This window comes from Thermotoga maritima MSB8 (assembly GCF_000008545.1).
In the GTDB taxonomy this organism is placed as follows: domain Bacteria; phylum Thermotogota; class Thermotogae; order Thermotogales; family Thermotogaceae; genus Thermotoga; species Thermotoga maritima.
In genome coordinates, this window is the sequence record NC_000853.1 from 1,790,208 (window position 1) to 1,815,601 (window position 25,394).

The 25,394-nt window shown below is 46.8% G+C and carries 24 protein-coding genes, 1 pseudogene and 1 riboswitch; of the genes and pseudogenes, 6 read left to right on the forward strand and 19 right to left on the reverse strand.

The window, feature by feature from the left end:
* Nucleotides 1-2: 2 nt before the first annotated feature.
* Both TM_RS09735 and cas6 read right to left on the reverse strand, forming a co-directional pair.
* Nucleotides 3-311: a hypothetical protein gene (locus TM_RS09735; RefSeq protein WP_010865409.1), complete on the reverse strand. Its 309-nt coding sequence runs from the start codon at nt 309-311 to the stop codon at nt 3-5.
* Nucleotides 312-315: 4 nt separating this feature from the next.
* Nucleotides 316-1,068, reverse strand: a complete 753-nt coding sequence (gene cas6, locus TM_RS09235; protein ID WP_004082360.1) for a CRISPR-associated endoribonuclease Cas6 — start codon at nt 1,066-1,068, stop codon at nt 316-318.
* A 281-nt stretch (nt 1,069-1,349) separates the two neighbouring features.
* On the opposite strand from cas6, the gene TM_RS09240 reads away from it, so the two are divergent.
* Both TM_RS09240 and TM_RS09245 read left to right on the forward strand, forming a co-directional pair.
* The gene (locus TM_RS09240; RefSeq protein ID WP_004082361.1) at nt 1,350-1,769 is read left to right on the forward strand and encodes a 4Fe-4S dicluster domain-containing protein; all 420 of its coding nucleotides are present in this window, start codon (nt 1,350-1,352) and stop codon (nt 1,767-1,769) included.
* Between the two features lie 14 nt (nt 1,770-1,783).
* Nucleotides 1,784-2,158, forward strand: coding sequence for a NifB/NifX family molybdenum-iron cluster-binding protein (locus TM_RS09245; RefSeq protein WP_004082362.1), 375 nt, complete (start codon nt 1,784-1,786; stop codon nt 2,156-2,158).
* A gap of 30 nt (nt 2,159-2,188) precedes the next feature.
* Here TM_RS09245 and TM_RS09250 read toward each other — a convergent pair whose 3' ends face one another.
* From TM_RS09250 to TM_RS09260, 3 genes are read right to left on the reverse strand one after another with little or no spacing between them, the layout of a single operon-like run.
* A complete protein-coding gene (locus TM_RS09250) occupies nt 2,189-4,786 on the reverse strand; it encodes a valine--tRNA ligase (RefSeq protein WP_004082363.1) in 2,598 nt (865 codons plus the stop codon).
* A gap of 31 nt (nt 4,787-4,817) precedes the next feature.
* Nucleotides 4,818-5,318, reverse strand: a complete 501-nt coding sequence (locus TM_RS09255) for a chromate transporter (RefSeq protein WP_004082364.1) — start codon at nt 5,316-5,318, stop codon at nt 4,818-4,820.
* A 3-nt stretch (nt 5,319-5,321) separates the two neighbouring features.
* Nucleotides 5,322-5,837, reverse strand: a complete 516-nt coding sequence (locus tag TM_RS09260) for a chromate transporter (RefSeq protein ID WP_004082365.1) — start codon at nt 5,835-5,837, stop codon at nt 5,322-5,324.
* A 112-nt stretch (nt 5,838-5,949) separates the two neighbouring features.
* Between TM_RS09260 and guaA the strand changes: the two genes are divergently transcribed.
* The 4 genes from guaA to hflC are packed head-to-tail and all read left to right on the forward strand — an operon-like array spanning nt 5,950 to nt 9,869.
* The gene (gene guaA, locus TM_RS09265) at nt 5,950-7,455 is read left to right on the forward strand and encodes a glutamine-hydrolyzing GMP synthase (RefSeq protein WP_004082366.1); all 1,506 of its coding nucleotides are present in this window, start codon (nt 5,950-5,952) and stop codon (nt 7,453-7,455) included.
* 4 nt (nt 7,456-7,459) lie between these two features.
* Entirely contained in the window at nt 7,460-8,083 is a 624-nt protein-coding gene (locus tag TM_RS09270; protein ID WP_004082367.1) for an N-glycosylase/DNA lyase, read from the forward strand.
* Between the two features lie 11 nt (nt 8,084-8,094).
* A complete protein-coding gene (gene hflK / locus TM_RS09275) occupies nt 8,095-9,021 on the forward strand; it encodes an FtsH protease activity modulator HflK (RefSeq protein ID WP_004082368.1) in 927 nt (308 codons plus the stop codon).
* Complete coding sequence (hflC, locus tag TM_RS09280) at nt 9,018-9,869, forward strand: protease modulator HflC (RefSeq protein ID WP_004082369.1); 852 nt, start codon at nt 9,018-9,020, stop codon at nt 9,867-9,869. The genes hflK and hflC overlap by 4 nt, the downstream gene beginning before the upstream one ends.
* A 12-nt stretch (nt 9,870-9,881) precedes the next feature.
* Here the strand turns inward: hflC and TM_RS09285 are convergent, their stop codons facing one another.
* From TM_RS09285 to malE, 14 genes and pseudogenes are all read right to left on the reverse strand, one after another.
* Entirely contained in the window at nt 9,882-10,697 is an 816-nt protein-coding gene (locus TM_RS09285; protein WP_010865411.1) for a glycosyltransferase, read from the reverse strand.
* Nucleotides 10,666-11,163, reverse strand: a complete 498-nt coding sequence (gene ribH / locus TM_RS09290; RefSeq protein ID WP_004082371.1) for a 6,7-dimethyl-8-ribityllumazine synthase — start codon at nt 11,161-11,163, stop codon at nt 10,666-10,668. The genes TM_RS09285 and ribH overlap by 32 nt, the downstream gene beginning before the upstream one ends.
* Nucleotides 11,160-12,326 (reverse strand): bifunctional 3,4-dihydroxy-2-butanone-4-phosphate synthase/GTP cyclohydrolase II, encoded by a 1,167-nt coding sequence (locus tag TM_RS09295; RefSeq protein WP_004082372.1) that lies wholly within the window; start codon nt 12,324-12,326, stop codon nt 11,160-11,162. The genes ribH and TM_RS09295 overlap by 4 nt, the downstream gene beginning before the upstream one ends.
* Nucleotides 12,301-12,873: a riboflavin synthase gene (locus tag TM_RS09300; RefSeq protein WP_004082373.1), complete on the reverse strand. Its 573-nt coding sequence runs from the start codon at nt 12,871-12,873 to the stop codon at nt 12,301-12,303. The genes TM_RS09295 and TM_RS09300 overlap by 26 nt, the downstream gene beginning before the upstream one ends.
* Nucleotides 12,858-13,904, reverse strand: a complete 1,047-nt coding sequence (ribD, locus tag TM_RS09305; protein ID WP_004082374.1) for a bifunctional diaminohydroxyphosphoribosylaminopyrimidine deaminase/5-amino-6-(5-phosphoribosylamino)uracil reductase RibD — start codon at nt 13,902-13,904, stop codon at nt 12,858-12,860. Before ribD ends, TM_RS09300 begins: the two co-directional genes overlap by 16 nt.
* Before the next feature lie 59 nt (nt 13,905-13,963).
* A riboswitch (FMN riboswitch) is annotated at nt 13,964-14,085 on the reverse strand.
* A gap of 67 nt (nt 14,086-14,152) precedes the next feature.
* Nucleotides 14,153-14,407, reverse strand: a complete 255-nt coding sequence (locus TM_RS09310) for a GGDEF domain-containing protein (RefSeq protein ID WP_004082375.1) — start codon at nt 14,405-14,407, stop codon at nt 14,153-14,155.
* Nucleotides 14,408-14,454: 47 nt separating this feature from the next.
* Nucleotides 14,455-15,663, reverse strand: a complete 1,209-nt coding sequence (locus TM_RS09315) for an RNA-guided endonuclease InsQ/TnpB family protein (protein ID WP_004082376.1) — start codon at nt 15,661-15,663, stop codon at nt 14,455-14,457.
* Nucleotides 15,648-16,037: an IS200/IS605 family transposase gene (gene tnpA / locus TM_RS09320; RefSeq protein ID WP_008194358.1), complete on the reverse strand. Its 390-nt coding sequence runs from the start codon at nt 16,035-16,037 to the stop codon at nt 15,648-15,650. Before tnpA ends, TM_RS09315 begins: the two co-directional genes overlap by 16 nt.
* Before the next feature lie 23 nt (nt 16,038-16,060).
* A complete protein-coding gene (locus tag TM_RS09325; protein WP_004082378.1) occupies nt 16,061-16,723 on the reverse strand; it encodes a cache domain-containing protein in 663 nt (220 codons plus the stop codon).
* A gap of 82 nt (nt 16,724-16,805) precedes the next feature.
* Entirely contained in the window at nt 16,806-18,248 is a 1,443-nt protein-coding gene (gene aglA / locus TM_RS09330) for an alpha-glucosidase AglA (protein ID WP_010865414.1), read from the reverse strand.
* A gap of 134 nt (nt 18,249-18,382) precedes the next feature.
* Complete coding sequence (gene aglB, locus TM_RS09335; RefSeq protein ID WP_004082380.1) at nt 18,383-19,804, reverse strand: cyclomaltodextrinase; 1,422 nt, start codon at nt 19,802-19,804, stop codon at nt 18,383-18,385.
* A complete protein-coding gene (locus TM_RS09340; protein WP_004082381.1) occupies nt 19,801-22,302 on the reverse strand; it encodes a sugar ABC transporter permease in 2,502 nt (833 codons plus the stop codon). Before TM_RS09340 ends, aglB begins: the two co-directional genes overlap by 4 nt.
* Nucleotides 22,299-24,030, reverse strand: a pseudogene (locus tag TM_RS09345) (DUF4896 domain-containing protein). Before TM_RS09345 ends, TM_RS09340 begins: the two are co-directional and overlap by 4 nt.
* A gap of 80 nt (nt 24,031-24,110) precedes the next feature.
* Entirely contained in the window at nt 24,111-25,289 is a 1,179-nt protein-coding gene (gene malE / locus TM_RS09350) for a maltose/maltodextrin ABC transporter substrate-binding protein MalE (RefSeq protein ID WP_024103758.1), read from the reverse strand.
* Nucleotides 25,290-25,394 lie beyond the last annotated feature (105 nt).

Genomic DNA, 25,394 nt, shown 5'->3' on the forward strand with positions numbered 1-25,394 from the left:
AGTTACTTGAAGATTCTCCTCTCCGGTATTTCAAAATCTTTAATATTTGATCTCAAAAATCTTCTACACTCATCCCATGTTTTGCTTTCTTTCACGGTTTTTGTTAGGAAGAATATTGTTTCAACTTGTTTTCCTATATGATTCAGATATTCAATTAATGCTAGTGGGAAAATCGATTGTCGAACACAAAAAATATCCTGGGAGTCATCATTTTTTACACACCCATCTAAAAGATTCCCATTAATTTTAATTTCGCTTTCTTCATACTTACCCAGGCCAAGAAATGTAACCAGTTTTACAACTTCGCCCATCTTTTCACCTCTCATATTTTTTCAAGGCTACCATTCCGAATCCCATGCTGTTTTTCTCTCCAAAACCCGCTTCATAGCCGATCTCTACAAGCTTTTTCTCGCCCCTGATTTTGAACGGGAAAACCACGGCTCTGACGAACGCGTTTTTCAATTTGATCCTCTTGGTTATCCGATGACGTGATTTGATGTAATCCCAATCGGGGATGACTTCAACAGTGCCTTCTGGATCTTTTCCGTAAAAAGCTCTGTACTTCTTCATAAGATTTTTTCTGAAAACTTCGTAGAACTCTTCCTCTCCCGGATGAAGATACCTGTGGTAAAGCTTTCCATTGTTTTCTTCAGGTACACTGACCACAAGCGGTGACAGCATGACAAAGTGGTACTCCGACTGGTCAGGAAGAGAATTTTCGATGTCAATGGATTTCACGATGAACTCTGTTTTTCCTACCCTGATCACGGGATCTTCGGAGAGAGAAGAAAACATGTACCTGACGAATTCAACTACTGGGGATGAGATGTACCACCATCCTTTTCCTGGAAATATGAAGATTCTCTCACCGCTGACTCTGGAATTTTCAAAGAAAAGTTGTGAAAAAGTGAAAAACTTGAACCTCTTCCCATAACCCTTCTCGTGAAGGAATCTGGCAAAGTTTTCATTCTGTGAAGCCAATCTCTTGTAGATGAAAGAAGAAAGAAAATAGTTGTAATTCAATGGAACAGTGCTTTCCATCGCCTGAAAAGAAACTTTCAATCTCATACTGTTTCCCCCTTGGATGTCTTTGTGATAATTTTATCATTAAAATTTTCTTTGCATACTATCCTTTTTTTCTTTGAATAGTCATTATCGATGATCTTTCTGATTTAATGGTCAAGAAAAATTCCCCAAACTCTGCAATTTTTTGTTTGACCAAATATATGCAAAAAGTATATAATTTCCCTGAGGTGAGAGTCGTGAGAAAGGTCTGTCAGTGCTGGTGGTGCGGGTATTGATACTCCCTCCCCTTACCACGAAGAAGAACAAAACGGGGAGGGAAGACTATGGCAGAGGCAAAGAACGCTCCGTTGATTGGAAAGGATGCCCTTGGTCGAGAAGTTCGTGATCTTTCTAAAGTCCCATGGTGGGGCGTGGACAGGAAAGAAATAGAGTGGTACCCAACCATCGATTACGATAAATGTGTGACATGTGGAATCTGCTTTGTAACCTGCGGAAGACGAGTGTTCGACTTCGACAAAAAAGAGGGAAAAGTGATAGTGGCGCGTCCTTACAACTGTATGGTTGCGTGTCAGACGTGCATGAACCTTTGTCCAACAGGAGCGATAAGTTTCCCCGATGCTTCCTATATAAAAAAGCTGGTTGCGCAGAACAAAATTGTGAAGAAAGCCTTTGAGATAATAAAGCCTCTCCTGGCCGAAGATCATCTGTCACCAAAGGAAACGGAAACCAAACCCGAACCCTGAGAGGAGGTGAAACAATGATCATAGCCATTCCCGTCTCCGAAAACAGAGGAAAAGATTCTCCCATATCGGAACACTTCGGTAGGGCACCGTATTTCGCATTCGTGAAGGTGAAGAACAACGCGATAGCGGATATCAGTGTTGAAGAAAACCCTCTTGCACAGGATCATGTTCACGGTGCTGTCCCAAATTTTGTGAAAGAAAAAGGAGCGGAGCTGGTGATAGTGAGAGGTATCGGAAGAAGAGCCATCGCTGCCTTCGAAGCCATGGGTGTAAAAGTGATAAAGGGCGCATCAGGAACAGTGGAAGAAGTGGTGAACCAGTATCTCTCAGGACAACTGAAAGATTCAGACTACGAAGTTCACGATCATCACCACCACGAACATCACTGAAAAACAAAGAGGGGCTTTGGCCCCTCTTTTTCATTCTAGATCTCTGAGGATGGATTCGAGCCTTGCGAGACGTTCCCTGTTGGTGTTGAGTTTTTCTTTCGTTTCTTCGACCACTTCCTCAGGTGCCTTTTCGACAAAGTCTTTGTTTGCGAGTTTCTTCTCCAGACGATCTATTTCTTTCTGGATCTTCTCCATGATCTGTTTCAATCTCTCTTTTTCCTTTTCGAAATCTATGAGCCCTCCAAGGTCCACATAGGCCTCTATTTCCTCTTCAACGTAGGCTGTTGCAGTCTTCGGCGGTTTTTCGTTCACGAAACTGACTTCTTCTATGTTTCCGAGAGTCTTGAGAAGGAGCTCTTCTTCTTCCGTGACTTCGTAGCCCTTGATGTACACCTTCACTCTCTGAGACTGCGGCAGATTCATCTCGGCTCTCACGTTCCTGACGCCGCGCACCATGTTCATGAGCCTGGTGAATTCCTTCTCCGCGGTTTCATCGATGAGTTCTCTTTCGATCTCTGGCCACTTCGCAATCGTTATGGATTCACCGGCCACGGGGAGTTTCTGCCAGAGCTCTTCTGTGAGGAACGGCATGAACGGGTGAAGGAGTCTCAAGGACGCATCCAGCACCTTCACAAGCACCGTCTGAACAAGGTTCCTCTCTTCAGTCTTCAACCTCGGCTTTGAAGCCTCTATGTACCAATCACAGAAATCATCCCAGAAGAAGTTGTAAATGGTCCTTGCTGCAATGTTGAAATCGTAGTTCTCGAGAGCGTTTGTGACCTCTTCCACCGTTTTGTTGAGTCTCGTGAGAATCCATTTGTCAACCGTCTTGAGGTTTTCGAGAGGTACCTCTTTGTAATCTTCAAGGTTCATCAAAACAAACCTCGTGGCGTTCCATATCTTGTTCGCGAACTTCTTGTAGGCGTCGAAGTACCTCGGATCGAGTTTTATGTCCCTTCCCTGAGCGGCGAGTATTGCGAGGGTGAACCTCATCGGATCGGCACCGTACTCGTCTATCACCTCGAGAGGATCGATGCCGTTTCCGAGGGATTTGCTCATCTTCCTTCCGTATTTGTCCCTGACGAGCTGGTGAATGTAGACATGGCTGAAAGGTTTGTCGTTCATGAACTCGTATCCCATCATGATCATTCTCGCGACCCAGAAGAAGATTATGTCAAAGCCTGTGACGAGAAGGTCTGTTGGATAGTACCTCTTTAGGTCTTCGGTTTCTTCGGGCCAACCGAGAGTCGAAAACGGCCAGAGTGCAGAGGAGAACCAGGTGTCGAGCACGTCTTCGTCCTGTTTCAGATTCGTGGAGCCGCACTTTTCACACTTTTCCACGTCTTCTTCGGAGACGTTCAGATGGCCGCAGTCCTGACAGTACCAGACGGGAATCCTGTGGCCCCACCAGAGCTGTCTGGAGATACACCAGTCCCTGATTTCGTACATCCAGTTCAGATAGACCTTCGTCCATCTCTCCGGGAAGAACCTTATCTCTCCATTTTCTACGGCCTCAATAGCTCTTTTGGCAAGCGGTTTTGTGGAAACGAACCACTGGTCGGAAAGCTTCGGTTCTATCACCGTGTCACATCTGTAGCAGTGCCCAACAGAATGAGTGTAATCCTCTATCTTGACGAGAAAGCCCTGTTCTTCAAGATCCTTCACTATTTTCTCTCTCGCCTCGTACCTGTCCAGTCCTTTGTATTTTCCACCGTTTTCGTTTATCCTCGCGTTGTCATCGAAGATTTCTATCATTGGAAGGTTGTGTCTTTGAGCTATGAGATAGTCGTTCGGGTCGTGCGCAGGGGTTACCTTCACCGCACCCGTTCCGAACTTCGGGTCAACGTACTTGTCCGCGACAACGGGTATTTCTCTTCCAACGAGCGGAAGAATGAGCGTCTTACCGACGAAGTTTTTGTACCTTTCATCCTCCGGGTGAACGGCGACGGCCGTGTCACCGAGCATCGTCTCGGGTCTTGTGGTTGCCACAACGATGTACTCATCGGAATCTTTGACGGGATACTTCACGTAGTAGAGTTTGGACTTGTGTTCCTTGTGTTCGACTTCCTCGTCCGAGAGCACCGTTTTACACCTTGGACACCAGTTCACTATGTACTTTCCTCTGTATATCAGACCCTTCCTGTAGAGCTCAACAAACACCTTCCTTACGGCTCTGCTAAGCCCCTCGTCCAGTGTGAACCTCTCCCTTGTCCAGTCCACCGAGGCTCCAAGAGCCTTTATCTGTTCTCTTATTTCCCTCCTGTATTTGTTAGCCCACTCCCAGGTGATCTCAAGGAACTTTTCTCTTCCGATTTCCTCCCTCGTCTTTCCCTGTGTTTGAAGAAGGAACTTTTCCACCGCGTTCTGCGTAGCGATACCCGCGTGGTCTTCTCCGGGTACCCAGAGGACATCGTACCCTTTCATTCTCTTGTATCTGACCACGATATCCTGGAGAGTTATGTTCAGAGCGTGCCCCATGTGGATCCTTCCGGTGATGTTTGGAGGCGGTATCACAATGGAGAATTTCTCTCCGACACCTTTCGGTGTGAAGTAGCCTTTTTCTTCCCAGTATCTGTACCATTTGGTCTCTATCTCAGCTGGATTGTATCTCGTCGAGAGTTCTGCCACTCTCAGCACCTCCTTTTCCTGTGATATTTTATCAGAAACCGAGGATCGCTCCGATCACTCCACACCCAAAAATGATGAAAAGAGGGTGCACCTTGAAGAAAGAACACACAAAAGCGGCAGCAGAAAGCAGGATCAACACAGGATTCTGAACGGAACTGAGAAGCGAAAGGAGCGTCACGATCAAAAGGGTTGTGGTGGCCCCTTCGAGCGCTTTCATCAACCTCACTCTCTGAAGCTTCACGTATTTTCTGAGGAAAATAGCAGTGGTGATAACCAGAATGGGAGCCCCAAGGAAAGCGAGTGTGTTCAACACAGCACCTATCAGACCAAAGAATTTGTATCCCGTGTAAGTTGCCAGGTTTATCGCAACGGGACCTGGAGTCATTTGAGCGATCGAAACCGCCTGAGAGAACTCCTCAGGAGAGAGAAAGCCACCGGTGACGAGTTCGTTCTTGAGTATTCCAACGATCGCCCATCCACCGCCAAAAGAAAGAAAACCGATCTTCAGAAAAATGAAGGCGAGTTTCAGCAAGGTTCATACCTCCTTCAGATACAGAAGCAGAACGAGCAAAATGACCACCGGAATCACGAGGGATCCATTGAGAAGCAGAACGAAAACCGCTACTCCTATCATAATGGCTCTGTAGAGATTCCAGCGCTGGTTTCTCACAAGCCGGTACAGAACACTCCCTACAAGTCCGATTATGGAAGCGTAAGCACCTCTCAGAAAACTCCGAACGTAGCTGATTCCTGAAAGAGTGCGTATCACTTCCGCAACCGCAACTATGGCGAAAAACGGTGGTAGCACAACGGCCAATCCAGAGGCGATCGCACCGTAGATACCTGCGAGTCTCCTTCCCACAAGCACCGCAGTGTTGAAGGCGATAGGACCCGGTACCACCTGAGCTGTGCTCATGATACGAAAGAATTCTTTCTCCGTCAAAAGACCGGATCTTTCCAGTTCCCATTTCATCACAGGAATCATGGCGTATCCTCCACCTATGGTGAGGGCGGAGATCCTCAAGAAAAGGAAGAACAGTCTTCCAATCAAATTCGATCCCTCCTGAACTTCGATTTTAGAACTTTTTCCTTCAACACAAATTTCCATTGAGTTAAATCTGAATATGATTTAATAGTATCAAAAGAAACCGGGAGGGATCGAGTTGGTACTCGTCGTGGATTACGGCTCTCAGTATTCCAGACTCATAACGAGAAGGATCAGAGAAAACGAGGTCTATTCCGAAGTGGTTTTCCCCGATGACAAGGTGGACCTTTCAAAAGTAGACGCCGTGATCCTCTCCGGTGGTCCAAGAAGCGTTTATGAAGAGGACGCCCCAAAGCTTCCAGAGTGGTTCCAAGAATACAAAGGCCCAGTACTCGCTATTTGTTATGGAATGCAGCTGATCGTGAAAGAACTAGGAGGAGAGGTCAGGAGAGGACGAGGGGAGTACGGAAGAACCCTCGTGGAGCTCTCGAGGGATCCGATATTCGAAGGAATTCCGGAGAAGGTTCACGTCTGGATGAGCCACGGCGATGAGGTGGTTAGGCTTCCGGAAGGGTTCCACCCGATCGCTGTGTCCGAAACGGGTGTGATCGCCGCTGCCACAGATGGAAAAAGGTTCTGGCTGCTCCAGTTCCACCCGGAAGTGCACCACACCGAGTACGGTGATCGTATGATTTCCAACTTCCTCTTCAATGTGTGTAAGCTTGAGAAAAACTGGAAGATAGGAGACCTCGTGGAAGAGAAAATAAGACACATCAAAGAGACCATAGGGAACAAAAAAGCGATCCTCGCGCTTTCTGGAGGGGTAGATTCTTCCGTTGCAGCGGTCCTCGTGCACAGAGCGATAGGAAAGAACCTCGTGTGTGTCTTCGTGGACCACGGCCTTCTCAGAAAGAACGAGCGAGAAGAAGTGGAGAGAGTCTTCAAGGAACACTTCGACATGAATCTGGTTGTTGTGGATGCCAGGAAGAGATTTCTCGAAAAACTCAGAGGAGTCACGGATCCGGAGAAGAAGAGGAAGATCATAGGAGAAGAATTCATACGAGTGTTCGAAGAGGAAGCGAAAAAACACGATGTGGAATTTCTTGTTCAGGGAACGATCTATTCAGACGTCATAGAAAGCGCCGCATCCGGAAAGACGACTGCGAAGATAAAGAGCCACCACAACGTGGGCGGTCTTCCAGAGAAGATGAACCTGAAACTGGTAGAACCCCTCAGAGACCTCTTCAAAGACGAGGTGAGAAAAGTAGGAAAGTATCTCGGCATACCGGACAGGATCATAAACAGGCATCCGTTCCCTGGCCCTGGACTCGCCGTGAGGGTGCTGGGAGAGGTCACGGAAGAAAAGCTCGAAATCCTGAGAGAAGCGGACTACATATTCATAGAAACTCTCAGAAAGCATGACTACTACGATAAAGTGTGGCAGGCGTTTGCGGTTCTTCTTCCTATAAAAAGCGTAGGCGTGAAGGGTGACGCGAGGGCGTATGAGTACGTGGTGGCGCTTCGAGCCGTGAACAGCGTGGAGGGGATGACCGCAGACTGGTCCAGAATTCCGCATGATATACTGGACGAGGCAGCAAGAAGGATCACAAGAGAAGTGAAAGGTGTCGGCAGAGTGGTCTACGATATAACTTCAAAACCGCCTGCAACCATAGAGTGGGAGTGAGAACTTGGAAGAACTGCTGAAAGAACTCGAAAGGATACGAGAAGAAGCAAAACCGCTCGTTGAACAGCGGTTCGAAGAGTTCAAAAGATTGGGCGAAGAAGGAACAGAAGAGGATCTCTTCTGTGAACTCTCTTTCTGTGTTCTCACAGCCAACTGGAGTGCGGAAGGTGGAATTAGAGCGCAGAAAGAAATCGGAAAGGGTTTTGTGCATCTTCCCCTTGAGGAACTCGCGGAAAAACTGAGAGAGGTTGGACACAGGTATCCTCAAAAGAGAGCCGAGTTCATAGTAGAAAACAGAAAACTGCTGGGAAAGTTGAAGAACCTTGTGAAGGGTGATCCTTTTCAATCCAGAGAGTTCCTAGTAAGAAACGCAAAGGGGATCGGCTGGAAAGAGGCGAGCCACTTTCTCAGAAACACCGGTGTGGAAGACCTCGCCATTTTGGATAAACACGTTCTGAGACTCATGAAAAGACACGGCCTGATTCAGGAGATACCAAAAGGATGGAGTAAGAAAAGATATCTCTACGTGGAAGAGATCCTCAGAAAAGTCGCCGAAGCGTTTGGAGAATCTCCCGGGAAGTTCGATCTCTACCTGTGGTACCTTGTGAAGGGGAAGGTGGATAAATAGGAGGTGATGGAGTGCGAAAATACGTGTGGATAGTCGTTTTCATCGTGCTGGGAATCTACTTTCTCACCGGTGTGTATCAGGTAGGACCCTCCGAAGTCGCCCTCCTCAAGACTTTTGGAAGATTCACCTCGGTCGTTCCTTCAGGAATCCACTACCACCTGCCGTATCCGATTCAGTCTCATGTGACCGTCGACGTCACAACTGTGAGAAAGATCGAAATAGGATTCAGAAGCATTCAACGAGGGGAGAGGATCTCTTACCAGTCGGTTCCTCAAGAAGCCATAATGATCACAGGAGACAACAACCTCGTGAGTGTGGAAGCGGTGGTTCAGTACAGGGTGAAAGACCCCGTCGCTTACGCCTTCAACATCACAGAAGCGGATTCCATCGTGAGATTCACAACAGAATCTGTTCTTCGTGAGAAGGTAGCGATGAGAAGCATCGACGACGTTCTCACCTCAGGAAGAGATGAAATAGGATTCAAAACTGCCCAAATGCTCCAGGAGATTCTCGATTCCTACAACTGCGGTATAAAGGTGGAAAACGTTTATCTCCAGGAAGTGGTCCCGCCAGATCCCGTTGTTGACGCCTTCGACGATGTGAACAACGCTCGTCAGGACAAAGAACGTCTCATAAACGAGGCAAGAAAATACGCCAACGACGTTGTTCCAAAAGCCCAGGGACAGGCACAAGAGATACTGAGACAGGCAGAGGCCTACGCTCAGGAAGTTTATCTGAAAGCACTCGGCGAAGCGAAAAGATTCGAAGAGGTGCTGGAAGAATACTCAAAGGCTCCTGATATCACGAGAAAACGAATGCTCCTCGACGCTCTCCAATCTTTGCTTGAAAAATCCGAAAACAAGGTTTTCTTCGTGGGAAACGGTGATTCTCTGAACATTCTCAACATTTCCGACCTTCTGAAGGGGATGGGAAAATGAAAATCTGGATGATTTCTCTTCTGATCATTCTGATCGTGGTGGGTGCGATCCTTCTTTTCTCTTCTTTCTACGTCCTGGATCAGACACAGCAAGCGGTGGTTCTGAGGTTCGGAAAGATCGTCGCGGTGGAAACAGAACCTGGGCTTCACTTCAAGCAGCCGTTCGTTGATAATGTGGTGAGATTCGATAAAAGAATCCTCCTCTACGATATAGAACCAGAAAAGATCATAGCCGCCGACAAGAAAACGCTCGTGATAGACACGTACGTTCTCTGGAGGATAAAAGATGCGGAAGCGTTCATAAAATCACTGAAGAGCGTGAAGCTCGCTCTTCCAAGAATCGACGATGTGGTTTACTCACACGTGAGGAACATCTTCGCAAAAGCGAACTTCGACGAGATCATCTCCGAGAAGAGAGAAGACCTTTTGAGGGAAGTCACGGCTCTTTCAAGAGAAGATCTGAAGGACTTCGGCATAGAAGTGGTCGATGTGAGGGTGAAGCACGCCGACCTCCCCGCTGAGAACGAAAAGGCCGTGTACGAAAGAATGAAAGCGGAAAGATACAGCATCGCTGCACAGATCAGGGCTGAAGGTGAGAAAGAGGCAAGAAAGATACGTGCGGAAGCCGACAAAACAGCGAAGGTTCTGATCGCGGAAGCTCAAAGCAAAGCAGAGCAAATCAAGGGAACCGGAGAAGCAAGCGCGGTGAAGATCTACGCGGAGGTGTTTTCAAAAGACAAGGACTTCTACGAATTCTGGAGAACGATGGAGGTTTACAGATCCATCGAGAAAGGAATTCTCATAATTGGAGACGAACTCGATGCACTGAAATACCTCAAAACGAAGTAAGGGAGAGTTCCCTCACTTCATTTTCAGAAAGTTACTCACGCTGAAGAGCATTCTGAACATCCATATGTTGAACTTGTTTACCCTGTTCTTTCCGGGGCCGTAACCGAAATCTTTCACCGGTCTGAGAAATCTGTACCTCCCAGCGTTGTGAACGATGGGAATGAGCTCACCATTTTCGAGATAGAACTTCGAATCTTTCACGTAGAATTTTTCTCGGGCCGTTGAAGGAATGAAGTTGTACTTCGAAGGAAGTTCCACATGAGGGTTCTTGTAGATCACGTAGTTTCCAATGACAGTATCTCCACCCCAGACGTTTATGTTTTTCAGACGTCTCTCCATTGTTCTTGCGAGCTCGAGGAAACCTTCCCTTGGTGCTATTATCACACCCACGTTGAAGAGCTTTTTGTTTGAAAGAAAAGACTTTATCTCCTTTCCATTCACAAGGTCTTCTTCCTTCACCACGAGATCAATGGGTGGACTCAACTGCTCCACAACCGCTCGAAAAGCATCTCTGTGTTCCTCGAATAGGTGCGAGATGTCACTCTGGAAGATGATGTCTCCGCCATCACAAAACAGGATCTGATCGTACTCAGGATGATTCTCAAGAAAAATGGCAAGATTGATGAAACGCGTGTTGTTTATGAGTCCAGAACGCTCCACAGCCGGAAAGTTGATAACCTCTTTAGGAAGTCCTGTGAGACCGTAGTTTATGACGAGAACGTCCGTTTTGCTCAGATCCACATTTTCCTTCAGAGATCTGTACCAGTCGTTCACAAGAAAGTCCCTTATTCTGTCGTTACCTGCCGTTGCTATCAGATTCAAAAACATCCCTCCTGAGTCTCTTTCTGAGATTTGCCATTTCGATCGCTACCATCGCTGCTTCAAAACCTTTGTTTCCACTCTTTGCTCCGGCTCTGTTGAGGGCCTGTTCAAGGGTGTCCGTGGTGAGAACGCCGAAAACAATAGGAATATCAGAGGTCATGTTGAACTGCGCCACTGCTTTACCTATCTCGTTCGCCACCACGTTGAAGTGGTACGTCTCTCCCCTTATCACAGCACCGAGAACGATTATAGCATCATGCACACCGAGATCGAGGAGTCTCTTGAGCGTGTATATCGCTTCCATACTTCCCGGAATTCTCACAACCGTTATGTTCTCGTCTGAGACACCGTGTCTTTTCAGCCCGTCGAGCGCTCCCTCGAGGAGTTTCGAAGTGACAAGGTCGTTGAACCTAGGAACGACTACGGCTATCTTCAAACCTTCTCCTCTGTAGTCTCCCTGAACAACCTTCATGAATTCACCTCCCTGAAGATTTCTTCGAGTTCGTGTCCGAGCTTTTTCATTTTTGTCGAAAGATAGAACCTGTTGTGAGGTGTTACTCTTCCGTACAGTCTCTTCGTTTCGACAACTTCGATCCCGTATTTTTCAAGACCAACCGTCTTTCTTTGGTTGTTGGTGAAGAGAAGAACCCTTTCGATGCCAAGGGCTTTCAAGATCTGCGCTGCCGGTGCGTAATCTCTTTCGTCTTCAGAAAAACCAAGAACTCTGTTTGCCTCCACCGTGTCCAAACCTTTGTCCTGAAGAGAATAGGCTGCAATTTTGTTCGAAAGGCCGATTCCTCTCCCTTCCTGTCTCAAATAGATCAGGATACCTCCGTGAGCTGACATGTATCTGAGAAAATTCGCCAGCTGTGAACCGCAGTCACACCTCAAAGAAGAGAGAACATCCCCGGTCACGCATTCGGAGTGTATTCTCACAGCAACGGGATCTTCGAGGGGTTCCTTAACGATTGCGAAGTGTTCTTTGCCATCGAGGTGGTTTTCGAAAGAAACAACCTTGAAGACACCGAAATCCGTTGGAAGTGTTGCTTCTGCTTTTTTCTTCATGAGAAGCTTTCTCTTCACAAATTCACGCCAGACATCGTCCATCTCCAGAACGGGGAGGGAAAATTTTTCTGAGAGCTTCAAAACATAATCCAAATTGTGAGAATTTCCCTTCTCATCCAGAATTTCCACGATCACGGCGTGACGGCTGAAGCCCGCGAGCTCAGAAATTTCCAGAGATGCCTCCGTGTGTCCTTTTCGTCTCTGGAAACCGATTCCTCCTATCACCGTGACGTGACCCGGGTATCTGAACTCATGAAAATACCTGCCTTCTGCAAGCTTTCTGCACGTTTCTGCCCTCTCCAACGCTGAAATCCCCGTGCCAGTGCCCCAGTCCACCGGCACGAAGTAGTTCGCTCCGTAGTTCGAGGAAAGTTTTACGAACCCTCTCTTCAAAAGATCTTCCTCGTCGGCTGTAACACAGAAGAGTCCCTTTCCATATGTAACGAAAAAGCTCACAACGTCTTCGGTGATCAGTTGAGCGGGAAAAACGAAATCTGCTTCGTTCTCTCTATTTCTGTCGATCAAAATGACGGGCTTTCCTTCCTCAAAAGCCTCTCTCAGTTCTTCCACGGTCTATCACCCCTTTCAGGTAGCGAGCGATGATATCGATCTCGTAGTTAACGGGATCTCCGGGCACCAGATACTGGAGGTTCGTGTTCTCGAACGTGTGTGGGATCACCTGAACACTGAACGTGTCCAGAGAAGTTTCAACGACGGTGAGGCTGATACCGTTCAACGTGATAGAACCTTTTGGAACGATCGCCCATCTTTCCGACGGCATCGAAAAGAACATGAAATAGCTGTTTCCGCGCCTTTCCATTCCGACAAACCTGACGGTACCGTCCACATGGCCTGTTACCAGGTGTCCTTCAACTCTGCTGCCGAGAGCCAGAGATTTTTCAAGATTGTAAAAACGAGAAACGAAAAGATTGGTTCTCCTCCTCGTTTCCTCACCCACATCGAACCAGTACTCTTCTTCTGAAAGCCCGGAGACAGTCAGACACACACCGTTCACCGCTATACTCTCTCCCAGTTTCACTTCCCACGTTCTTTTGAAGAAGATCCTCTCTCCTCTGATGTGCCCTCTTTCCACCTTCTGAACTATTCCCGTGAACACGGTCTCATCTCCACCAGAAACTCCGAATCGGAAAACTCCACGTTCACCACTTTGAACTTCGGAGGAACCGAAACATCTGACAGATAACCGGAGAAGACATCAAGCCCCTTTCCGAAAATCTTCGTCGAATAAAAACCAAAAACCACATCTGCGTGATCCAAAAATTCACTGAACACCTTCGATCCGCCTTCCACCAAGACAGAATCGATATCCCTTTCATACAGATTTCTCAATATACTCTCCACAGAACAATCGCTCAGGGCCTTCTCCACGTGTGGTGGATATTCCGCCTCTTCACTTTCTGTGAAAACGATCACCCGAGCGTTTTCTTCGAACACTCTGAACACTTTCCCACTCAAAACACCCTTTCTGTCGAGGATCACCCTCACAGGATTTCTGCCTTCTTTCAGTCTGCAGGTTAGCTGAGGATTGTCCTTCAAAACCGTTCCAGCACCGACGAGAACAGCAGAGTAGATGTTTCTCATCTCGTGAACCTTGAATCTGAGTTTGTCTGTGATCCACTTGGAATCTCCTCTGTGATCAGCTATTTTCCCATCTAAGGTGGACGCGTACTTCAGCGCAACGAACGGCCTTTTCTTTGTCACATAAGTGATGAAAAACTCACACAGCTTTTTCACCTCTTCTTCCAAAACACCTTCTATCACTTCAATACCGTGATTTCTGAATTTTTCCACACCGTTTCCCGAAACAGGATTTGGATCCCTTGTTCCAATCACAACGGTTTTTATTCCACTTTCTATGATCAGATCCGTGCATGGAGGTGTCTTTCCATGATGATCACAGGGTTCAAGGGTAACTATGAGAGTTGCACCTCGTAAATCTTCTCCTTTCTTTCTTGCACTTTCTATTGCCATCCTTTCAGCGTGCGGACCTCCAAAATAGGGATGAAAACCCTCCGCGATTATCCTGCCGTCTTTCACAACGACCGCACCAACTGGTGGGTTGGGATTCACCCTTCCAAGTCCTTTCTTTGCAAGCTCTATCGCTCTTTTCATGAAAGTTTCATACATACAACACCCTCCCTGTGTAAAAGAAAAGGGACCCTCTCGGGTCCCATATAACCTCCACATCACGCTCTCTCCCATCCGGACTTTCACCGTCGGCCCCGGAATTCCACCGGGTCAACCCTCCTGAGAGGGCTCGCGGGCTTTCACCGCCGGTCGGGAATTCCACCCTGCCCCGAGAGCGTTTCTTTTGTATTCAGTTTTCTCCATTCTATCAAGGATTTATTTCCAGAAGGTGAACAGATCTTTTAACTTCATCTGCCGATCACTCTGTTTTTTCCACGCTGTTTTGCCAGATAGAGGTTATCGTCTGCTTCTTTGAGAAGATCGTCTATTGTCTCATGATCTTTCATTTCGCAAACACCGATACTCACGGTTACATTCAAGCCGTTTTCAAAGACTTCTTTCTCGATCTTAGTCCTGATTCTCTCAGCGAGGCTCACCGCTTCGTTCAACTTCGTTTCAGGACAGAGGATCAAAAACTCTTCTCCACCCCACCTCGCAATCACTTGACCTCCTCCCAATCCCCTGAAGGGGATGGGATTCTTGGTGGCTCTCAGGCCACCTTCCATGGAGCCAAAGATGCTCCATGGCCACAGAGGTGCGGATGAAACCTCACACCTCTGACGGGGGCCAAACCCGCTACTACCTGGCCTGTGCCAGGATACCTTTTCCAGATGTTGATTGCTCCAACTCCGTCCCTGTGATACTCAAAACCACAGGTTTTGCAGTGGTATCTTCTTCCGTTCGGCTTGTTCTTTGCACCACAGACAGGACACGTCTTGCTCGTGTTCGCTTCTGAAATGAGTTCCACTTCGATTCCGAACTGCTCTGCTTTGTACCTTATCATCTCGATGAGTTTTCTGAACTGCCACTGGTGGATCTTCTGGTTCGCATTGTCGCTATAGTCCGCTCTTTCTCTGATCCCTGTGACGTCTCCTATCACGATGGTTCCGATTTGTTTTCTGAGGCACAGTCCGATGAAACTGCTTGTGATCTTGTGCATGATGTCGTTGATCTGGTTTCTGAGCCGTCTCAGGACTCTTTTCTTTGCACGAACAAGCTTGTTGTACCTTCTTGATCCCTTCTTGCACTCTGCTATGGCAGACTGAAAACTTGCGAGGCGTTTGTTTCGGTAGCGAAGGATGCTGCTAAGAACCCCTCCGTGGTAGCTGATGACTTCTTTTCCATCAAAGCACGTGATGGGACGGAGCACTCCAGGGTCGACTGCCATAACACCAGAATTAGCACTCTTTTCTTCAATCTCCACCTCTATCGCAAGGTGGAGATAGTATCCATCTTCAAAGACAAGTCTTGTCTGTTTGATGCGAAGGGGAGGTTTGAGAGGTGTTTGTACAACAAATGGTTCTCGTTCTTTGCCCAAAGACAATCTCAGGGTGCCGTCTGGCAGAAGTTTTACAGCGCTTTCTTTCCATATGAACGGCAGATAGCGTTTTTTCTTGTAGGGAGGTTTTGCATCTGGATTCTTTTTGGTTGCTTTGAAGTACCCTTTGAGGGCTTGAAAGTAGAGCTGAACAAATGCCTGCTTTGAGTGGACGTGGATTTTGATGTTTTCTGCCCAGCGGAGGATGTATTTGTCTGCGGTGGGCCAGGACAGCCAGAAGCCTTTCTTTTGGTGTATCTTTCGCACAAGAGACATCGTTTTGTTGTAGATTCTTGCTGCTGTGCGGTTGAGTTCTTCGCATGTTTGACTCAGGTGTCCTGGTACGGCGAGTTTGTAGGTTCGTATCACACGTCTTGACATTCCTCGATGTACCTCCTGATAGTTTCTTCAGAAACATTACCGGCTGTTCCAACGTAGTAACTTCGAGCCCAAAGGCCCTCTTTGGTTCTAAGCTCTGGAAATTTCTCCAGCAGTTTCCTCGCTGAAACGCCCTTGAACAGGTTTGCTATCTCAGCCGGTGAAAATCTTGGAGGCGCCGATACAAACAAATGAACATGATCAGGCTGAATAGAGAGGGCCAGTATTTCTATTCCGTGTTGTTTTGCTGTGTTGCGGAGTATTCGTTCAAGTTCTTCAGCTATGGAGCCGACCAGGATTTTTCTGCGGTATTTAGGTATCCACGCAAAATGATAGTTCAGATTATAATGACTCCACCTTGTCTTCTTGATATGCATACCTATCACCCCATTCAATTATATCATAAGATAATTAACACCACAACAAACCTATCCCCCTGAAGGAGGATAGTAAGTGGTTGGGGTTCTGTCACAGTTTCATGGTTATCAAAAGAATGAGGAAAATTACTCAAAAGTCTCTCCAGGAGTGTTTCAACAGATATCACACCGGTCACGTTTCCCTCGTCGTCCGTGATCACCTTGCTCACGGAAAACAAAAGCTCTTTTGTTTTGAACTCCCTGTAGGGAATCCCACCGGTGGGTTTAGGTCGGGATTCGAGGGCGGCTCTGTACCAGGGTCTTACTCTTGGATCGTATCCTTCTGCGGGTTCGTAATCGTTGATCAGAAGAAGTCCATTCTCGTATCCCGAGTACAGATAGTATATATCTCTGTCTGCCTCCTGGAAAATTCTGTAGATTTCCAACACTTTTCGTCTTTCCTCATCGGTCAGATAAGGTGCATATCGTACTTCAGGAATGCGGCTCAAAACATCAACAACATAGAATTTTCTGAAATATCCGTTTATGAAGGACGTCACAGTATTGTTCACGTTTCTTATGAAATCACGGGCAGTTTTTATTCCGGAAAAGTAAAGCTGAAAGATACTCAGAACACATATCACAACAAATGCAACGATAAGAGCTATTGTTATCTTCCAGAAAAGTTCTTTTTTAAGAGAACTCATCTTTTCCCCCACTATCTTCTTTGGATTTTCCAACACATTATATTATACATAAAGGGGCCTTTCAGGCCCCTTTCAGATCCTTTCATCTCTTCAGATAATGTTTCCGCATCTCTTCGTTTTCTGGAAGTGCGAGGATCTCCTCGATCACCTTTTCTACCTGTTCATCGCTCTTTGTCCTTGGATCTCTGTAGAGAAGTTCTTTTATGATCCTTATGTCACCCGTTAGAAACGCCTCCAGAGCCATTTCCATCCTCATGATTCTGGGTCTCAGGTAGTACTTGACCACGCGATCTGGAAGCGGTGGTTCGATCTTCTCGGGATGGATTCCGTTCTTGTCCACAAGGGCTGGGACTTCAACAACCACGTCATCGTCTATTCCGTGAATGATACCTTTATTTGGTATGTTCACCACGAATCTTGCCTTGTTATCGTTCAGCAGCGCATCGATGAATGGGATGTGCTGCTCTCCACTCTTTCTTTCTGGATCGAGAATTTTCTCCACTTCGAGCACAAACTGCTTTTCTGAGAGGTCTTTCCCCAGAACACTTCCAAGGTCGGAGAGCCTCACGGACGGATTTTCTTTGATGAACTTTGCCACCTTCTTTGTGATCTCCGTGACCTTTCCAAGCGTGTCTTGGTACCATTTCCAGCCTATTTCAGAATCTGCTCCTCCCCAGGGTTCACCGTACCACTTCTTCTTGGTTTCAAGATCCCTGTGGTACCTCCACGAAGAGTTTCTCACGGTGTCACCGATGGGCATCACACCGTAGAATCTGTACATGTCTATCGCGGCGGGAGAGAGCTGGTCGTTGAAGGGGTTCTCTGGTTTCCAATCTTTTGATTTTTCCTCGATCCACTTGTCAAGGAGGGGATACGCGTTCCCCCCGTTGTATCTGAACCTATTCAGCCAGATACCGTGGTTCACTCCTGCGACCTGCCAATCTACTTTTTCTTCTTCCAGCCCCAGTTTCTCTACGATCTCCATCACGCCGTAGTGTCCATGGCAGAATCCCACTGCCTTTATGGGAACCGTTCTTGTCACAAGGGTTGTTCCCTCGAAAATGGGGTTCGCTGCCTGCAAGTACCAGGCTTTTGGGGAGAGCTTCTCTATCTTCCTTGCTATGTCAACGAAGTACTTGAGCTGGTTGTAGTTGGAGAAGGTGTAGTAGTCGGAGACCATGTTAAACTCCTGAGCGTCTATTCCTCTGTAGTAGCCGTATTTCTCACCGATCTGTCTGACCTTCTCCAAGTAGGTATGGCCACCCACCATCGCTGTGTTTATCACAAAATCCGCGTCGATGATGACGTCATCTAAATTCATGGTTTTTTCGAATTTCAGATCCGCTCCCACTTCTTCAACGTATTTTTTCGCGATGGTCAGAATAGCGTCGAGTCTTTCTTCGTCGATATCCATGAGGGTGACCGTGCTGCCAGAGAGTCCCGGCGTTTTGCAAAGATCACTCACAAGCCTCAGAGAAAACACCGCGCTCCCCGCACCGATGATACCGATCTTCACAGATGGCATAAAAACACCTCCCTGTATTTCGTATCCACCAGTTACAACTATATACTTTCCGAACGTTTTTTCCATGAATTCAAACGCTTCTTAAAAAATTAAAAGGCTGGCCGGAAGCCAGCCGGAATCTTCAATGAATTTTTTCAAACTCTCTTGTACAATCTGTACTTACCCACTCTCAGATCCTCGGGCTTGAGAATTCTGAAAGATCTCGCTAGAAGGGGAAGCTTCACAACCCCGCCGTCAACGTGGAATCTTTCTCCGCTGAACACATCGACAAGGGGAGTGGTGTTCATAATTTTCCCGTCGGGAATGGAGAGAACCAGCACCTTCTCTTCTCCTGGGTTCACCACCACGATGGTGTTTTGAAGAGGATGAGGAGCCTTTCTGAGAAACGCGAGAGGTGAGTCGTTCAGCAAGACAAACTCTCCAAAGCGCAAACCTGGATCCGTCCTTCTCAGTCTGATCATCTTCTTGTAGAACTCGAACAGATCAACATCCCATTTCTCTCTGTTCCATTCCATGGTGGCACGACACTCTGGATCTTCTCCACCTGTGAGACCTATCTCTGTTCCATAGTAAACGAGCGGAACACCGGGATAAGTGAACTGAAGAACTACAGCGAGTTTTCTCAGGTCTCTGTCGGGAACCATTGTGGCGAGTCTCGGGGTGTCGTGACTGTCAAGCATGTTCCAGCAACCGAATATGTTCTTCGTCTCCCTGTAAGCTCTTTCCAGGTGAAAACCTATGGAATCCGTCTCGCCGTTCACATAACTAAGCACAAGGTTTCTGAAGTTGTAATTCATCAGACCATCAACCATATCCCATCCTGCCGGGTAAGTCCATATCTCACTCACGAGGTACTTTTCCGCTGAGAACTCTTTCACTTTCATGTTGATCCACAGGTTGACGGTAGGTCCAAGATCGTGGCCACAATCCAGCCTCCAACCGTCTATCCCCAGTTTCAGGTAGTGCTCGACAACTTTCAAAATGTATTCCTTCACTTCTTCGACTTCCACGTTCAGCTCGGGAAGGCTTCCAACGTCGAACCACGATCTGTGCCTATCTTTGTAAAGGAAAAATCTGTTCACGTACTCTGGATCGTTTTTCTTCGCTTTTTTGAACCACGGATGCTGACTCCCAACGTGGTTGAACACACCATCGAGAATGAGTTTCATACTCCTCTCATGGAGAACCCTCAAAAGGTGCAGAAAAGCCCTCTTTCCGCCGAACTGTGGATCCACCCTGAAGTAATCGATCGTGTCGTACTTGTGATTGGTATCGGACAAAAAGATAGGAGTGAGGTACAGAACGTTGATTCCAAGTTCTTCAAAATAATCGACCTTCTCGGCTATTCCCCACAGATCTCCTCCGTAGAAGATCTTCACGTGCTGAGCACCGGGAAGTTTGCGGGGAGGAACTCCCCATTTCTCTATGACTCCTCCCCGCTTCAGGTACAGATCCTTTTTGTCTTCCACCGTTTTTCCCTTTCCGATGAAAAATCTATCTGGAAAGATCTGATACACGACACTGTCGTAAACCCAAGACGGCATCGGGTACATCATCCTTTCACCGATCCTTTCGTGAGTCCACCCACTATGTACTTCTGGAGGGACAGGAAGAGTATCACCATCGGTGTCATACCGAGGAGAGCGGCAGCCGTGAAAAGGCCCCACTCTGTTTCATAAGCACCCGTTGAGAACGTCCAGAGGCCGAGAGCGTAAGTGTAGTTTTTCACGTCCTGAAGAATGATCCTTGCAAGGACGAACTCGTTGAACGTCCCGATGAAGGTGAGTATCACTATGACCGTGAGGATCGGAAGAGCGAGTGGAACGACTATCTTGTAGAAGGTCTGGAATCTGGTTGCACCGTCGATCATAGCGGCCTCTTCGAGAGACGAAGGAATGGTGTCGTAGAATCCCTTTATGAGGTACATGTTGTAAGCTATGTTACCGAGATAAGCGAATATCAAGCCTCCGAGAGAATCCAGTCCCAAGAATGGAAGGAACTGACCGATGAGCTTCAAAAGACCGTATATTGCAACCATGTACATGATGGCTGGGAACATCTGAATGAGAAGAAGAGCCATGATTCCGTACTGCCTTCCCCAGAATCTCATTCTGCTGAACGGATAGGCCGCCAGGGCACAAACAGCCGTGGTGATGAGTGAAACAAGGCCTGCAACGATCACCGAGTTCATGACCCATCTGAGGAAGTAATGCTTTGTCTTCTGCTCCCATATCTGTGCGAGCCTGTAGAGATCTCCATCGATCTTTTTGAGATCGGACTTCAATTCCTTCAAAGGAATGGTGTCCATCAGAGTTCCTGCCTTTCTCGAAGCCACTGCTGTGTTCGTGAGAACTTCTTGAACGAAGTTCATCTTCACAAGGTCGTACAGCATTTCAAGGTGCTCAGAGGAAACGTAAAGTCCTTTGAAGGAAAGATCGAGAAGATTCGAATAACTTCCCTTGAAGTCATCGAGGATATTCTGAGCTTTTTCAACGATTTCCACAGCGTTTTTGTAACCCGTTTCTATCCTTCTGTTCAGATCTCTGTAGTCTTCTATCCAGGAGAGCTTCGCTGCCAGTTTTCTTATCTTTCCGATGAAATCGTCTCCTCCGTATTCCGACACATAGCTACTCACAAAGTTCTTGAGAGTCTTGTATATCGAAAGAAGCTTTATCTGCGCGGCGTTGTTGAAAGATTTCATGCTTTCAAGAGAATCGATTCTGCTCTGGATCTGATGGTTGAAGATCTTGAGATCCAGATACATCTTCGCCGAAGAAATTTCTTTCTCTTTCTCAGAGAGGGAGGATCTCACATTGTTCAAGCTTTTCTCTAGGCCATCGAGTTTTGCTGTTAGTACCATGATTTCGTTTTCTATATCTTTCAAATCCTTTATCTTCTGAACGAAATCGTCGATTCCGTCGCTCACTTTCTCTACAATTCCTTCAATAATAGGAACCGTCTCTTCAAAGGATTGAACAAAGCTTCCATAGAGGGCTTTTTTGGAAATGTCACCATCTTCGCTTACCACATTGTTTATCTCTTCTAAAGAACTCTTCATGGCAAATATCTTTTCTGAGAGATCCGAAAGATCAGAAAAAGCAGAGATCTTGTCGTAGAGAGTGTTGAGTTCAGACAGAAGTTTTTCGAGTGAAGATTTCAATCTTGAGTCTTCATAAGGGAAAGCAGTTTCCACTTTACTGTTTCTGACACTGTGCACCATTTCCTTGAGTTTGACGAGAACTTCGCTCACGGAATCGATATCAGGCTTCAAAACCTCGAGTACTTTTTGTTTTTCCAAGATTTCTTTTTCAAGGGTTTCCTTCTGCTTCTCAAGGACGGCTATTTCTCTCTGAAGGATTTCAATTTCACCTTCGAGTTTTTCAATTTCTTTCATGAGCGTTCCTACTTCTTTCTCATAAACCAGTCCAAGTTCAGAAAGGGCATCGTTCAGAGTGTCCTGATTCTCAACGCTGTAACCCACTACTTTCTCGATCACGTCCTTCAAAGCCTGAAATTCAGCACTTCTAAAGTTTTTCCCTTTCAATTTTTCATAGAGTGCAACAGCGATCCTCTGTGAATCGGGCAATGGGGTTTTATCCATCTGCTCCTGAGTCAATTTCTTTGCCTCTTCCAGAACATCTTTTGTGTAAGACAACACATCGGAGAACCTCTGGGAAAGCGTCTCTTCTATTTTCGAATTTCTCGCGTTGACGTCCTCCAAAAGCTTCTTCGTTTCAGCGAGGTAATTTTCAAATCTTCTGATTCGATCTTCGATGAGACGGTCTGCTTTCTCTCTGGAAACGTTATCAAAAGGTTCAACCCTGGAAACAAGGCTCTGCATCTCCTGTATGAGAACGGGAAGGTTTTTCTCAGGTGCCACCAGATCTTTGTAGTGCTGAAGGGTGAGACGAGACGAGAAGAGTTTCGGGGAGAAAGCCGCCTCATCCCTCCTAAAAGAGGTAGAAACAACCCAAACGATGGGGAAGAGAACCACAACAACAAGAAGTGTTAGAAGAACATGCGTGAGCCATCTATTCTTTTTTCTCACCATCATTCACTCACCTCTTCAAACGCACCAGAGAGTTTGAAGTTCACAAAGCTGATTCCTCCAACGAGGAAGAATATGATGATGGATATGGCACTGGCAAAACCGAAGTCCTGTCCTCTTCCTCCTTCGAACGCGAGTTTGTAAACGTAGGAGACCAAAATGTCCGTGTGTCCAACAGGAGTTGTGGTTCCAGCCATTGCGGGACCTCCACCGGTGAGCAGATATATGTTCACAAAGTTGTTGAAGTTGAAAGCGAAACTTCCGACCAACAGAGGAGCCACAGTGGTCATCAGAAGCGGAAACGTGATAGTCCAGAACCTTCTCCACCTTCCAGCTCCATCGATCGCAGCGGCTTCGTAGAGCTCCTCTGGAATGCTCTGCAAAGCTCCGAGTGAGACGGCCATCATGTACGGAAATCCCAGCCACGTGTTGACGGTGAGAACTGCGACCTTCGCCCAGAACGGATCGTTGAACCACTTCACCGGATCCAATCCCAAGAACGGAAGAACAAATCGGTTGAGAATTCCATAAGTCTCGTTGAACATCCCGTTTCTCCAGACGAGAACGGAAATGAAAGCTGGCACAGCCCATGGAATAATGAGTAACGTCCTGTACACGTTCTTTCCCTTCAGTGTTTTATCGTTCAGAACAAGAGCGAGGGAAAGACCTATCGCGAACGTTAAAAGAACGCTGAGGGCTGCCCAGGTGAACGTCCAGGTGAAAACCTTGAAAAAAGGACCAGCGATCTTCGGATCGGTGAATATCCTGGAGAAGTTCTTGAAACCAATGTATTCCATGTATCCAATCACGAAAAATTCTCTTCCATTTTCGTCGTAATCGTAGAAAGCACCTTCCCTTTCAACGAGATGCCTTCCAGTGAGATTGTTTTTCACCACAAGTTTCGTTGTTATCCTTCCGTTTTCGAGGGATTCTTCGAAAGACAGAGAATAAAGCCTCTTCACTGGATAAAAGTTCCACTCACCGTTTTCACCTATTCTGAACATGTAACTCTGATCCTCGAGCCAAAACTCTGCCCTGTTGAGATACTTCTGAACCACATTTACCTTGAAGAAAGGTTCGTACCTCTTCAGGGAAACCTCTTCAGGTGAGTAAAGCGGTTTGTAAATTTTACCGTCTGAATAGACGGCGTTCACCTCTTTTATGGAAGCGGGCCAGGGGACTATCTCATAAACCTTCCCATTCACTTCGGCGGTTCCATCCTTCACGGGAAAGAGAGTTGACTCTCTCAAAAGGACCTCTTTCCCACTCCTCTTTGTGACAACGGGGCGTCCGCAATGTAGATGTTCCCATCTTTCTCGAAGAGAACAACAAAATCCTCGGTAGGATTCAAACCGTTGAACACGGAGAAAACCATGTATTCAACAGGTTCAGCGCTCTCTGGAACATAAGTGTAATTCGGGTCGAAAAGAATTCTCTCGATGGCCTCTTGTTTCGTCATGAGGTGTCCTGTTCCATAATTGGTGAACGCAACTTTCACCGTGAAGTATATGGGATAGAGAACGAGCACAAAAAGTAATATCAAAGCGGGAATGGTGTATCTGTAAGGATAAGCTTCGGGTTGAAGATGAAGTAATCTATGAGTACGAGAAGCGTGAGAAGAACGATTCCAAGTTCATAATAAGAATTTTGAAGCAGGAAAATTCCTGCCCAGACCATTCCTGCGTTGAATACGGCAAGAAACAATATCAGAAAGATTTTGAGAAGCCCTTTCACAGCGATCAGACCTCCCTCCCTGAATTTTTAAAAGAGGGGGAAAAGTCCCCCTCTTCTTTGACTAATGATAGCACTTCGAATTATTTTTCTATCTGTGCCTTGATTTTTTCCACAGCCTCTTTGAGAGCATCTTCGACACTGGCCTGTCCGTTGATAATGATGCTGAGAGCGTCTCCCATGGCAGACCAGACAGGAGCCATTTCCGGCACGTTTGGCATCGGTGTTCCCATGGAAGCACTCTGGGTGAACGCAACAACATCGGGATTGTCTTTGACGAGTTCAAGAACATCTTTTCTCGCAGGAAGCCTTGGATCTGCGAGGTATATCTTGTACATGGTTTCTTTTCTCGCAATGAAGTTCGTGAGAAATTCCATAGCGATCACTTTGTTTGGAGACTTGGCATTGATCATGAATCCCTGAACACCAACAAACGGTTTGGCAGGAACACCCGGCTCGAGCTCAGGAATAGGAGCGACTCCGTAGTTTATACCTGCATCTTTGTAGGATTTTATAGCCCAAAGTCCGTTGATGATCATAGCCGCGAGACCTTCTTTGAACATGGAATCCATCGTTCCGTAGTTGTCACCAGGGGTGAGAACACCTTCATCGATCATTCTCTTTATGAGTTTCGCACCTTTGACTGCTCCTTCGTTCGCGAGTCCAATGTCTGTCACGTCGAGTCCCTGAGGTGTTTCCTTGAAGACGTATCCTCCGTAACCTAGAATGAACGGCGCAGAGAAGTAGAAGTTGGCGACATCGTAGATGAAACCTCTGACTTCTCCTCCGTATTCCTCATCTATCTGTTTTGCTTTTTCTATGAGCTCGTCCATGGTCTTAGGAACAGAATCAACGTAGTCCTTGTTGTAGATGAGAGCAACCGCTTCCATGGCGTACGGGACTCCGTAGAGTTTTCCACCGTAAGAGAAAGCTTTGAGAGCCGTGTCATAGAAATTCTTCAGATCAGAGAAGTTGGGAATGGGTTCGATCAAACCGTTGACGGCGAGTTCTCCTACCCAGTCGTGCGCTCCAACAATGATGTCTGCGCCCTGTCCCTGTGGAGCCGCCGTCAGGAATTTGGATTTGATGCTTCCAAAATCGACGTACTGAACTTCAACAGGGATTCCGTACTTTGCCTTGAATTCTTCCCCGAGTTTCTGGAGGATGTCAACCTGCTTTTCGGAACACCAGATGGTGAGCTTTGTTTGTGATAACACCAGAGCAGAAACCACAACAAGCATTAAAACGAGCAGTCTCTTCACCATGGACACCTCCTTTAGATTACAAAGAGTTTACCGTCAGAAAATTCACAAAATGTTTCACTAAGGATTTTAACACCGAATTTTCGTGATGTCAATCTGGATTCG

What these genes read in the sequence shown, in the direction of transcription:
- TM_RS09735 (WP_010865409.1), bottom strand. Translation starts at nt 311, where the DNA reads ATGGGCGAAGTTGTAAAACTGGTTACATTTCTTGGCCTGGGTAAGTAT.
- cas6 (WP_004082360.1), bottom strand. Translation starts at nt 1,068, where the DNA reads ATGAGATTGAAAGTTTCTTTTCAGGCGATGGAAAGCACTGTTCCATTG.
- TM_RS09240 (WP_004082361.1), top strand. Translation starts at nt 1,350, where the DNA reads ATGGCAGAGGCAAAGAACGCTCCGTTGATTGGAAAGGATGCCCTTGGT.
- TM_RS09245 (WP_004082362.1), top strand. Translation starts at nt 1,784, where the DNA reads ATGATCATAGCCATTCCCGTCTCCGAAAACAGAGGAAAAGATTCTCCC.
- hflC (WP_004082369.1), top strand. Translation starts at nt 9,018, where the DNA reads ATGAAAATCTGGATGATTTCTCTTCTGATCATTCTGATCGTGGTGGGT.
- TM_RS09285 (WP_010865411.1), bottom strand. Translation starts at nt 10,697, where the DNA reads ATGTTTTTGAATCTGATAGCAACGGCAGGTAACGACAGAATAAGGGAC.
- ribH (WP_004082371.1), bottom strand. Translation starts at nt 11,163, where the DNA reads ATGAAGGTTGTTCAGGGAGACTACAGAGGAGAAGGTTTGAAGATAGCC.
- ribD (WP_004082374.1), bottom strand. Translation starts at nt 13,904, where the DNA reads ATGTATGAAACTTTCATGAAAAGAGCGATAGAGCTTGCAAAGAAAGGA.
- TM_RS09315 (WP_004082376.1), bottom strand. Translation starts at nt 15,663, where the DNA reads ATGTCAAGACGTGTGATACGAACCTACAAACTCGCCGTACCAGGACAC.
- tnpA (WP_008194358.1), bottom strand. Translation starts at nt 16,037, where the DNA reads ATGCATATCAAGAAGACAAGGTGGAGTCATTATAATCTGAACTATCAT.
- TM_RS09325 (WP_004082378.1), bottom strand. Translation starts at nt 16,723, where the DNA reads ATGAGTTCTCTTAAAAAAGAACTTTTCTGGAAGATAACAATAGCTCTT.
- aglA (WP_010865414.1), bottom strand. Translation starts at nt 18,248, where the DNA reads ATGCCATCTGTGAAGATCGGTATCATCGGTGCGGGGAGCGCGGTGTTT.
- aglB (WP_004082380.1), bottom strand. Translation starts at nt 19,804, where the DNA reads ATGATGTACCCGATGCCGTCTTGGGTTTACGACAGTGTCGTGTATCAG.
- TM_RS09340 (WP_004082381.1), bottom strand. Translation starts at nt 22,302, where the DNA reads ATGATGGTGAGAAAAAAGAATAGATGGCTCACGCATGTTCTTCTAACA.